We start from the raw sequence: 11915 nt of genomic DNA, 5'->3' as shown, positions 1-11915 counted from the left end.
AATTTTTAGAAATATATTGTTACATCGCCATTGTTTTGTTAAAATAGGGGTGAGGGTAATTAAATATCCCATAGGGACGGAAAAAGTCCCAAGTTGTTAAGAGGAATAGATATAGCAATTTTTTGCTATAAGTTATTTTTTAGGGAGGAGAAATGAATATGATGTATTCAAGCGAAGTTCAAGAAATGTGTGTAATTGCTAAAGGTCCAAACCATGGTCCAGCACCAATCCCTGTAGAAGGTAGATGGGTTCAATCAAGAGAAATAAAAGATGTTTCAGGTTTAACTCATGGAGTTGGCTGGTGTGCACCACAACAAGGAGCATGTAAATTAACTTTAAACGTTAAAGATGGTATCATAGAAGAAGCTTTAATAGAAACTATAGGATGTTCAGGTATGACTCACTCAGCTGCTATGGCTTCAGAAATATTACCAGGAAAAACTATATTAGAGGCTTTAAACACAGACTTAGTTTGTGATGCTATAAATACTGCAATGAGAGAATTATTCCTTCAAATAGTTTATGGTAGAAGCCAAACTGCTTTCTCAGAAGGTGGACTACCAATAGGAGCAGGTCTTGAGGACTTAGGAAAAGGATTAAGATCACAAGTAGGTACTATGTACGGAACTTTAGCTAAAGGACCAAGATACCTTGAAATGGCTGAAGGATATGTAACAAAAGTAGCTTTAGATGCAGATGATCAAATCATAGGATACAGATTCGTTCACTTAGGTAGAATGATGGAAATGGTAGCTAAAGGAATGAATGCTAACGAAGCAATGGAAAAAGCTACTGGTCAATACGGAAGATTTGACGAAGCTGTTAGAACTATAGATCCAAGACACGAATAATCTATATATTCATTATTGAAGGAGGATAATAAAATGGCATTATTTGAAAGTTATGAAAGAAGAATTAACCAAATACAACCTGTATTAGAAAAGTACGGAATGGAAACAATAGAAGATGCTAAAGTAGTTTGCGAAAATTTAGGAATAGATCCTTATACAATCGTTAAAGAAACTCAACCAATAGCATTCGAAAATGCTGGATGGGCTTATACTTTAGGTGCTGCTATAGCAATTAAGAAAGGATGTAAAACTGCTGCTGATGCTGCTGAAGCTATCGGAGAAGGATTACAAGCTTTCTGTATTCCAGGATCTGTTGCTGATGACAGAAAAGTTGGATTAGGACACGGAAACTTAGGAGCTATGCTTTTAAGAGATGAAACTAAATGTTTCGCATTCTTAGCAGGACACGAATCATTCGCTGCTGCTGAAGGTGCTATCAAAATAGCTGAAAAAGCTAACAAAGTTAGAAAAGAGCCTTTAAGAGTTATATTAAACGGTCTTGGAAAAGATGCTGCATTCATAATTTCAAGAATCAACGGATTTACATATGTTGAAACTAAATTTGACTATGTAACTGGTAAATTAAACATCGTTAAAGAAACTCCATACTCAAACGGTCCAAGAGCTAAAGTTAAATGCTACGGTTCAGACGACGTTAGAGAAGGTGTTGCTATAATGCATCATGAGGGAGTTGACGTATCAATCACTGGTAACTCAACTAACCCAACAAGATTCCAACATCCAGTTGCTGGAACATACAAAAAAGAATGTGTTGAGCAAGGTAAGAAATACTTCTCAGTAGCATCAGGTGGTGGTACAGGAAGAACTCTTCACCCAGATAACATGGCTGCTGGTCCAGCTTCATACGGTATGACTGATACTATGGGAAGAATGCACTCAGATGCACAATTCGCAGGATCATCATCAGTTCCAGCTCACGTTGAAATGATGGGATTAATCGGTATGGGTAACAACCCAATGGTAGGAGCTACTGTTGCTGTTGCTGTTGCTGTTGAAGAAGGAATGAACAAATAATTTTAAATCTAAAGATTTAATTTATTAGTTTAGTTATTCATATTATATAGTGCCTATTAGGTTATAAAATTTAACCTAATAGGCACTATTTTTATTTTAAGAAAAATAATTTTTATATAATTGACCAGATGAAGTCTAAATTATATATGAAATTTAATTTTAGTAATATTTAGGTAGAATATTATGAATAATTATATCTAAGTTTGAAATTTATTGGGAAAATAAAGTTTAATATTTTTTATAAATAAATGTAAAGTTTATATATAAAATGTGGAATAAAATGTAAATTAAGACTCTTAATAAAGAATAATATTTAAATATATTTATTTAGTAAATGAAAAAGGTGGAAATAATGAAAGATTTGATTTATAATTATTGGCTAATTTTATTTTTAGAAGTATAATAGTATTGGAAAGATTATGAGTTATAAGTAATGATTATTAAAACTTTAATTATTTTACAGTTAAATACAGTTAGTATATAATTGCTGTTTTATAAATTGATATAAAATATTAATTCTTTTATAAAAGGAGATTAATTATGAATAGAAATAGACTAAGTTGCCTAATAATAGGTGCTGTTCTTGGAACTGGTGCAATGGTATGTGCTTCTAGTGTTCAAGTTCATGCAGAGCCTGTAAATGGAATTAAGAGTATAAATGAAGCTAAAGGAAATATGGTTGGAGAAATTATTTCATCAGAAGCATTAGGATTAAGAAAAGGTGCCGATTCTTCTCATGAAATAATAACTTCAATACCTAGTGGTGCTAGAGTTAACATAATAGATAAGGTATCAGATGACTGGTATAAAGTTGGCTATAAAGATTATGTTGGATATGTACCAGCTAAGGATATAAGAGTTTTAGGTGACAATTTAAATCAAGATAATGTTGGATTGATTTCTGCAAACCAATTAAATGTTAGAACTAGTCCAAATGAAAATGGTCAAGTAATTGGAACTTTACATAAGAATGATAAGGTTAATGTATTAGATAAAGAAATTAATGGGTGGTATAAAATTGATTTCAATGGAAGAAGAGCATATATATCTAGTTCATATGTAAATTTAATTTCATATAAAAACAATGAAGTTAAAGAAGTAGTTAAAAAAGAGCCAATCGAAGGAACTGGAAAAGTTAATATAAACACGTCTTTAAATGTTAGACAAGCTGCCACTAATAATAGTAGAATAGTTGGAAGTTTAAAAGGTGGAGAAAAAGTTAATATAATAAGTGAAAGTAATGGGTTCTATAAAATAGAGTTTAATAATTCATATGGTTATGTTTATTCTAAATATATTTCAAAAGATGAAAATAATGATAAAGTTCAAGAAGTAAAACAAGAAAAACAAGTTAAGAAAGAAATAGAAGTAAAACAGGAGAAGATTGAGGAGCCTAAGAAAGAAAATGCTATAGCTAATCATAAAGTAGAACCAATACTTATGGCTGTTAGATCTTTCAATAAAACAGGAATAGTAAATGTAAGTAGTTCTCTAAATGTAAGAGAAAGTGCGAGTACAAGCAGTAGAGTAATAGGAAGCTTAAGTGGAAACTCTAAGGTAACAATAGTAGGAGAGTCAGGATCATTCTATAAAATAGAATACAAAGGTTCATATGGATATGTAGCTAAAGAATACATCAAAGATCTTAAGGATGAAGGAAATAATACAACTCCAGAACAACCAAGTAAGCCTGAAAATACTAAGAAAATAGGAATAGTAAATGTAAGCAGTTCTCTAAATGTAAGAGAAAGTGCGAGTACAAGTAGCAAAGTAATAGGAAGCTTAAGTGGAAACTCTAAGGTAACAATAGTAGGAGAGTCAGGATCATTCTATAAAATAGAATACAAGGGTTCATATGGATATGTAGCTAAGGAATACATTAAAGATGTTACAGAAAGCAATAACAATAGTAATAGTAACCAAAGTACTCAAACTCCAGAGAAACCAAGTAAGCCTGAAAATACTCAGAAAACAGGAATAGTAAATGTAAGCAGTTCTTTAAATGTAAGAGAAAGTGCGAGTACAAGCAGTAGAGTAATAGGAAGCTTAAGTGGAAACTCTAAAGTAACAATAGTGGGAGAGTCAGGATCATTCTATAAAATAGAATACAAGGGTTCATATGGATATGTAGCTAAGGAATACATTAAAGATGTTACAGAAAGCAATAACAATAGTAATAGTAACCAAAGTACTCAAACTCCAGAGAAACCAAGTAAGCCTGGAAATACTCAGAAAACAGGAATAGTAAATGTAAGTAGTGCTCTTAATGTAAGAGAAAGTGCGAGTACAAGCAGTAGAGTAATAGGAAGCTTAAGTGGAAATTCTAAGGTAACAATAGTGGGAGAAGAAGGTGCATTCTATAAAATAGAGTATAAAGGTTCATATGGATACGTAGCAAAAGAATATATAAAAGATCTTAAGGATGAAGGAAATACAACGACTCCAGAACAACCAAGTAAGCCTGAAAATACTCAGAAAACAGGAATAGTAAATGTAAGTAGCTCTTTAAATGTAAGAGAAAGTGCAAGTACAAGTAGTAGAGTAATAGGAAGTTTAAGTGGAAACTCTAAGGTAACAATAGTAGGAGAGTCAGGTTCATTCTATAAAATAGAATACAAGGGTTCATATGGATATGTAGCAAAAGAATATATAAAAGATGTTAAAGATGAAGAAAATAATACAACTCCAGAACAACCAAGTAAGCCTGAAAATACTCAGAAAACAGGAATAGTAAATGTAAGTAGCTCTTTAAATGTAAGAGAAAGTGCAAGTACAAGTAGTAGAGTAATAGGAAGTTTAAGTGGAAACTCTAAGGTAACAATAGTAGGAGAAGAAGGTTCATTCTATAAAATAGAGTATAAAGGTTCATATGGATATGTTGCTAAAGAGTATATAAAAGATGTTAAGGGTGAAGAAAATAATCCAACTCCAGAACAACCAAGTAAGCCTGGAAATACTCAGAAAACAGGAATAGTAAATGTAAGTAGTGCTCTTAATGTAAGAGAAAGTGCGAGTACAAGTAGTAGAGTAATAGGAAGCTTAAGTGGAAATTCTAAGGTAACAATAGTGGGAGAAGAAGGTGCATTCTATAAAATAGAGTATAAAGGTTCTTATGGGTATGTTGCAAAAGAGTACATAAAAGATGTTAAGGATGAAGAAAATAATACAACTCCAGAGCAACCAAGTAAACCAGAGGAAACTAAAAAAACAGGAATTGTAACAGCTTCTAATGGATTAAATGTAAGAAAAGAAGCAAATACATCCTCTCAAATTGTCGGAATTTTAAATGGTGGTGAAAGTGTTGAAATTTTAGGTGAAGAAAATGGATTCTATAAAATAAATTATAAGGGGCAGGAAGCATATGCATCTAAGAACTATATAAGTATTTTTGATGGAAATTCAAATGTTAATCCAGGATTAGATTTGGGAAATGCATCAAAAACACCATATGGAGTATCTCTTGATGAATACATTAGGATGCAACAGAAAAGTAATCCATCAAATTATTCATATGCTGAATTTGAAAAATATATAAATCCAGCAAAAGCTACTAATAAATTACAATTCTTAAGAATTGATAGATTTAGAGCTGTTAATGTAAGCGGATTAAGTAGTAGGTTAAATAATAAAGGTATTTTAACAGGTCAAGGACAAGCTTTTGTTGATGCTGCTAGAGCATATAATATAGACCCTATATACTTAGTTGCGCAGTGTTTACATGAGACAGGTAATGGAACAAGTAAGCTTGCTAGAGGAGTAACTATTACTGAAATTGCAGATGAAAGTAAGCCGATATACAACAGTTATGGTCAATTAATAGGATATAAAATGATACCTTTATCAAGGCCAGTTACAGTTTATAATTTATTTGGAATAGGAGCCAAGGATAATTCTTCAGCATTTCCTAATAGAGCATTAATATTAGGAACAACATATGCTTATAATAGAGGTTGGACAAGTATTGAAAGTGCTATAAAAGGAGCAGCAGCATTTGTTTCTGCAAATTATGTCCATAGTTCAACATATGAACAAAATACACTTTATAAAATGAGATATAATCAAAATGTAGCTAATATGTGGCATCAATATGCAACGACTCCATGGTATGCATCAGGTATAGCTGATATTATGAGTAGTTATGAAGATTTATATTTAGAAAATAACTTTACATTTGAAGTACCTGTATTTGCAAATTAGAAGAAATAGAAGTTTAAAATTAATTGGTATTTAGAATTTAATCATAGTAGATAAAAGGAGTCAAGAGACTCCTTTTATTTTAGCTAATTTTAGTGTGGGATAGGAAACAAATGAATAATTATGTGTTGAGAAGATGAGTAAATGCAATAATTATATCAAGAAAAAGAAAATGAAATATATTTCTTTGGGAATAAATGTTTCTGCTATACAATTACTGAAAAATGCTTTTATAAATGAAGTTAGAGAGATTTTAAATTAGATAAATCTTTAATAGAAAACATGAAAAACAATAAGTTTAATGAGAAATAATTAAAAAATTTGAAACAATAAAGTAATAATAACTACTTCTGTTAAGTAATATAATAATGAAAGTATGTTTAGGAGAATGAAGCCCGTGGATATTTTAGATTGGAAGTTTATTTTCATAATAATAACATTTGCTTTAATAGGAGTATTATGCTTATTTAAAAAATCAAAAATTGGATTGACTTCAGCTTCTGTAGGGATTGTAGGAAGTTTAATTTTGTGGGGATTTTTTAAGATAAGTATAAAATTTAGAGAATTTTTAACAGGTGTTGGATTAAGCTTTAAGGATATATTAAACTTTATTATTACAGTTATTATGGCTATAGTAGCCTTTGTAGCAATTTTTTTTATTTTAAAAGTTTTTAATAATTTTGGTAGGAGATTAAAAAAAAGATAAGACAAAAGTGTCTTATCTTTTTTTGTTTTACCATTCGCCAGGATAGGCAACTATGTGTAATGTAACTTGACGTCTTCCCCAAGATGTACAGTCATCATGAGAGTTCATATAAAGGTCTATTATATTTCCTTTAATAGCTCCGCCTGTATCTGATGCTATGGCATAACCATATCCAGGGATGTACACTTTTGAACCTAATGGAATTACACTAGGATCTACAGCGATTGTGCTTATTCCACCTGGATCTCTTACAGGTTTAAGTCCCATAGCGGTTAATGTTCCGCCAGTATATGCTGTAGCTTCAACGGAAAGTGTTTTTTTATATTTACCATCACTAGGTTGGTTAGAATTATTATTTTCATTATTGTTATTTGAATTATTATTATTTGAATTAGCTGAAGAATTATTATTACTACTGTTTTTAGCCGCTTCCTCAGCTTTTATAGATTCAATTTTATTTTTTGCAGCTTGTACAGAATTATTTGCTGTATCTTTTACTGAATCAATATTAAGTTGTGGGATTAATTGATTCAATGTGCTTATTGCACTTTCAAGCTCGCTAATTGATGAGGAAGAGTTTATAACGGAAACAGAATGAGAAATTAAAGACATTTCATTTTCTTTAATTATTCCTAAAACAGCTTCCTTTTGATTATTTAACTCAGTAATCTTCTTTTGCTCTTCCGCTTTTTTACTATCTAGTGTTTTAAGAGATTCTTCAGTGGAACTTTTTAATTCCTTAAGCTCAGCCTTATCTCTTTCTAATTTTTTAATATCATTATTGAGAGAATCTTTTTGGGTATCTAGATCGTTTATAAGATTTTTATCTAAGGCTGTAACCCTTGCTAAAGCATCTATTCTTGTTATTAAATCTGATAAGCTTTCAGATTTAAGAAGAAAAACTAGTGGGTTCATTGAATCTTTGCTCTTATACATAGCACGCATTCTTTTACCTAAAACAGATTGTTTTTGATCTATTTCGGTCTTTAAAGTGCTTACTTTACTTTCCGTTTCTTTTAAGTTTTCCTCAGTATCTTTCATTTTAGTTTGATTATCTGCTAATTTAGTATTTAATTCTTCAATTTCATTGTTGAGTTTTGATACTTGAGAATTAAGAGACATAACCTCATTATCTAATTGTTCATACTTTACTTTATTTTCTTGTATAGTTGATTTCTTATCACTTACTGTATCAGCAAAAACTATTTGAGTCGTTGAAATACTTATAGTCATTGCTATTAATGCTGATAAAATTCTTTTTTGCATAAAGTACACTCCTTTTAGTAAACTGTCCACAACTTAAGTGTATTTCATCCTGTATTATTGAATTATAACATAAAAGCCAAATATAAAACAAATTTAACCTTTATCCCCTTAATGTGCTAAGAAAAAATTAACATCTTAATTATACTACAAATACAAAAAAATAAGAAATTTAAAGAATGTTGAAATAATTAAGATTATATATTATAATGAAGAAAAAATAATAATTTAATATTTTTAGGTTTAATTTACTTAATTAAAAGGGAAAGTGGTTAAAAGCCACTACAGCCCCCGCTACTGTAATAGGATACAAGTTTCTAATTACCACTGATTTTTTATTGGGAAGGGAGAAATGAGGATAAGCCTTAAGTCAGGATACCTGCCTAGAAATTATGCACTAAACTTCGGAGGGAAGATGTTAGGACTTATTTGTTAATAATTTTGAGGAATAATTACTTTGATTTTTAAGCATCTGGTTCTTGGTAACACAGATGCTTTTTATTTTTAGTTATGTTTTAGATAGGTGTTTACTTTAGCTAGTTATTAAGAGAGTGCTATAGTTTTATTTAAGACCAATACTACTTTAAAACATAAACTTATTTAAAAATTTTTAGAGGTGAAACATGAAGAAAGCTATATTAGTTGTAAGTTTTGGAACGAGTCATTTAGATGCTTTAAACAATTCTATTAAAAAAATAGAAGATTCAATACGAGAGAGTTTTAAAGAATATGATATTTTTAGAAGTTTTACATCACATATGATAGTAAGAAAGCTTAAAGAAAAATATGACATGAATATACTATTTCCAGAAGATGCTTTAAAAAAATTAGCAGAGGATGAATATGAGGAAGTTATTGTTCAACCACTTCATATTATTCCTGGAGAAGAGTTTGATTATATAAAGCATATAGTAAAGGAATATGAATCATGTTTTAAAAAGATAGAAACAGGAAGACCAATATTTTATTATGAAGGTTTTGAATCAGGTCCAGATGATTATTCATACTTTGTAGATACAATGAAAGATGTAATAGAAAATAATTCTCCATGTGTATTTGTTGGACATGGTAGTGCTCATCCATCAAATGCTGTTTATGGATGTTTACAATCTGTTTTAATAGATAAGGACTATGAAGATGTTTTTGTAGGAACTGTAGAGGGATATCCTAATTTTTCAAATGTCTTAAAGAAAGCTAAGAAGAAAAATATAAAAGAGATAACAATAATTCCTTTAATGGTTGTGGCTGGAGATCATGCTAAAAATGATATGGCTTCAGATGAAGAAGATTCATGGAAGAGCAGATTTGAAAGTGAAGGAATAAAAGCCAATGTTGTCTTAAAAGGATTAGGGGAATACGAAGAGTTTGGAAATTTATACATAGATAGAATTAATGATGTTATTAATGGTACATATAAAGGACTTGGAGAAACTAAAAAGAAGAAACATAGAAGGGAAATGAAATAATGAATTATATAAAGAGCCCTATGGGAATTGAAAAAAGAAGTTTTGAAATTATAGGTTCTGAAATGCATGAACATAATTTTTCAGAAGAGGAATTACAAATAGTAAAAAGAGTTATACATACTACTGCAGACTTTGAATATCAAGATTTAATAGAAATAAGCCAAGGGGCTATAGAAGCAGGAGTTTCTGCATTAAAATCTGGAGCTAAAATATATACTGATACAACAATGGCTTTATCAGGAATGAATAAAAGAGCCTTAAAAGAATTAAACTCATCAGTTGAATGCTATGTTGGATTAGAAGAGGTATTTAAATTAGCTAAGGAAAAAGGAATAACTAGATCAATGGCAGGGGTTGAACTTGCAGCAAAGGAAAATGTAGATATATTTGTTTTCGGAAATGCTCCAACTGCCTTATTTAAGCTAAGAGAACTTATTAAGGAAGGAAAAGCTAATCCAAAACTTATAGTAGCAGTTCCAGTTGGCTTTGTAGGAGCTAGTGAGAGCAAAGAGGATTTAGATGAGCTTGGAATTCCATATATAAGAGTTAAGGGAAGAAAAGGTGGAAGTACAGTAGCAGCGGCTATAATAAATGCATTACTTTATATGAATTATAAAAGAGATATGTAATAAAAGAAGGTAATCTAAATGTTTGAAATGTATATAGAAAGCGGCGGAAAGAAACTTAGATGTGGATACACTACAGGATCTTGTGCAGCAGCAGCGGCTAAAGCCGCCACTTATATGCTTTTTCATAAAAAAGACATAAGTGTTATAGAAATAGATACTCCTAAAAATATAAAACTTAATTTAGAAATACAAGATATAGAGATTGAAAAAGACTCAGTTGTTTGTTCTATAATCAAAGATGGTGGAGATGATATTGATGCTACATCAGGAATATCTATATTTGCGAAGGCAGAAGAAATTCCAGAAGGCTTTGAATTATGTGGAGGAGAAGGTGTTGGAGTAGTCACTAAAGATGGTCTTTTTGTAGAAAAAGGACAGCCGGCTATAAATCCAGTGCCTAGAGAAATGATTAAAAAGGAAGTTCTTAGTGTATTACCTAAGAATAAAGGGGTTAAAATAACAATTTTCGTTCCAAGAGGGAGGGAGATTGCTAAGAAAACCTTTAATCCAAGACTAGGTATAGTTGATGGAATATCGATACTTGGTACTACAGGAATTGTGTATCCTATGTCTGAAGATTCTTTAAAGGAATCTATTAGACTTGAGATAAGACAGAAAGTAGTGAATAATAAAGAACTTGTATTTGTATTTGGTAATATGGGAGAAAGATTCTTAAGAGAAAGAGGATATAAAAAAGATAATATAGTTGTTATATCTAATTATGTAGGATTTTCTATAGAATGTGCTTTAGCTCAGGGAATAAGAGACTTAACTATAGTAGGACATATAGGAAAGTTAAGTAAAATTGCTTTTGGATGTTTTAATACGCATAGTAGAGTTTCAGATGTGAGATTAGAGGTTATAGCTTTAGAATTAACTTTAATGGGATATGACTTAGAACTAGTTAAAAAGGTTTTAGAAGAAAAAACAAGTGAAGGTGCTGTAAGACTTCTTGGAGATGATTTCCCAAGGTTATATGAGAGAATTGGAGAAAAAGTATTAAAGAGATTAGATATTTACTCTTATGGTGAAGTAAATTTTAATATTCTTATGTATTATGGATCAAAGGAAATGAAATTATTATATGAATCTAAAAATTCAAACTTGTTTGATTAAACTTAAATTAGAAGGGAATGAAGGCTATTGGTTAAGATACTAGGATTAGGACCAGGCCATGAAGACTATATAATTCCAAAGGTTATTAAGGAACTAGAAAAAAGTGATTATATAGTAGGTTTTAAAAGAGCAATTTTAAGCTTAAAGTTTTTAAATAATTTAAGAGACGAAAAGTTTAAAAAGGTAAAAACTTTAAGTGAATTAATAGCTTTTTTAAATGAAAATGAAGAAAGTGATATTTCAATTGTTGCTTCAGGAGACCCTACCTTTTATGGTATTACGAATTACATAGGAAAAAATTATGATGGAGAGATTTCTATTATTCCAGGAATAAGTTCTTTTCAGTATTTAACATGTAAAGTAAATAAATCTTGGAATAATGCTTTTGTAGGAAGTATGCATGGAAGAGAAGAAAATTTTATAGAAGTTGTCAAAAAAAACAAACTTTCTATATGGTTAACTGATAAAAAGAATACTCCAAATGAACTAAGTAAAAAGTTAATAGAAAATTCTATAGAGTGTACTGTGTATGTTGGAGAAAATCTTTCATATGAAGATGAAAACATAACAATTGGAAGTCCAAGAGAAATTTGCGAAAAGGATTATGGAGATTTATCTGTAATAATAATTGAAAGATAAATTTTCCTTTGGAGGA

At 30.2% G+C, this 11915-nt stretch carries 9 protein-coding genes and 1 riboswitch; of the genes, 8 read left to right on the top strand and 1 reads right to left on the bottom strand.

Annotated elements, in window-relative coordinates; genetic code table 11:
- Nucleotides 1–158 precede the first annotated feature (158 nt).
- The 4 genes from AC2JAQ_RS08035 to AC2JAQ_RS08020 all read left to right on the top strand — a co-directional run bounded on the left by AC2JAQ_RS08035 (nucleotide 159) and on the right by AC2JAQ_RS08020 (nucleotide 6786).
- Entirely contained in the window at nucleotides 159–851 is a 693-nt protein-coding gene (locus AC2JAQ_RS08035; RefSeq protein WP_011592237.1) for an iron-sulfur cluster assembly scaffold protein, read from the top strand.
- Nucleotides 852–884: 33 nt separating this feature from the next.
- On the top strand, nucleotides 885–1886 hold the full coding sequence (locus AC2JAQ_RS08030) for a GGGtGRT protein (RefSeq protein WP_003452142.1): 1002 nt from the start codon (nucleotides 885–887) through the stop codon (nucleotides 1884–1886).
- Between the two features lie 597 nt (nucleotides 1887–2483).
- Entirely contained in the window at nucleotides 2484–6083 is a 3600-nt protein-coding gene (locus AC2JAQ_RS08025) for an SH3 domain-containing protein (protein ID WP_488458791.1), read from the top strand.
- A gap of 394 nt (nucleotides 6084–6477) precedes the next feature.
- Nucleotides 6478–6786 carry a hypothetical protein gene (locus AC2JAQ_RS08020; RefSeq protein WP_488458754.1) on the top strand — a complete coding sequence of 103 codons (309 nt, stop codon included), beginning with the start codon at nucleotides 6478–6480 and terminating at the stop codon, nucleotides 6784–6786.
- 27 nt (nucleotides 6787–6813) lie between these two features.
- Here AC2JAQ_RS08020 and AC2JAQ_RS08015 read toward each other — a convergent pair whose 3' ends face one another.
- Nucleotides 6814–8052: a 3D domain-containing protein gene (locus tag AC2JAQ_RS08015; protein WP_488458753.1), complete on the bottom strand. Its 1239-nt coding sequence runs from the start codon at nucleotides 8050–8052 to the stop codon at nucleotides 6814–6816.
- A 219-nt stretch (nucleotides 8053–8271) separates the two neighbouring features.
- Nucleotides 8272–8450: riboswitch (cobalamin riboswitch) on the top strand.
- Nucleotides 8451–8672: 222 nt separating this feature from the next.
- Here AC2JAQ_RS08015 and AC2JAQ_RS08010 point away from each other — a divergent pair.
- The 4 genes from AC2JAQ_RS08010 to cbiE are packed head-to-tail and all read left to right on the top strand — an operon-like array spanning nucleotide 8673 to nucleotide 11899.
- A complete protein-coding gene (locus AC2JAQ_RS08010) occupies nucleotides 8673–9515 on the top strand; it encodes a sirohydrochlorin cobaltochelatase (protein WP_488458752.1) in 843 nt (280 codons plus the stop codon).
- On the top strand, nucleotides 9515–10144 hold the full coding sequence (locus tag AC2JAQ_RS08005) for a precorrin-8X methylmutase (RefSeq protein ID WP_488458751.1): 630 nt from the start codon (nucleotides 9515–9517) through the stop codon (nucleotides 10142–10144). The genes AC2JAQ_RS08010 and AC2JAQ_RS08005 overlap by 1 nt, the downstream gene beginning before the upstream one ends.
- Nucleotides 10145–10162: 18 nt before the next feature.
- Nucleotides 10163–11260, top strand: a complete 1098-nt coding sequence (gene cbiD, locus AC2JAQ_RS08000; protein WP_488458750.1) for a cobalt-precorrin-5B (C(1))-methyltransferase CbiD — start codon at nucleotides 10163–10165, stop codon at nucleotides 11258–11260.
- Nucleotides 11261–11287: 27 nt separating this feature from the next.
- On the top strand, nucleotides 11288–11899 hold the full coding sequence (gene cbiE, locus AC2JAQ_RS07995; RefSeq protein WP_488458749.1) for a precorrin-6y C5,15-methyltransferase (decarboxylating) subunit CbiE: 612 nt from the start codon (nucleotides 11288–11290) through the stop codon (nucleotides 11897–11899).
- The last annotated feature ends 16 nt before the right edge of the window (nucleotides 11900–11915 follow it).

The sequence above is a fragment of the Clostridium sp. LIBA-8553 genome, assembly GCF_057782465.1.
Note: the sequence above shows the minus strand (reverse complement) of the source record. Positions and strands in the feature narration are given on the sequence as shown.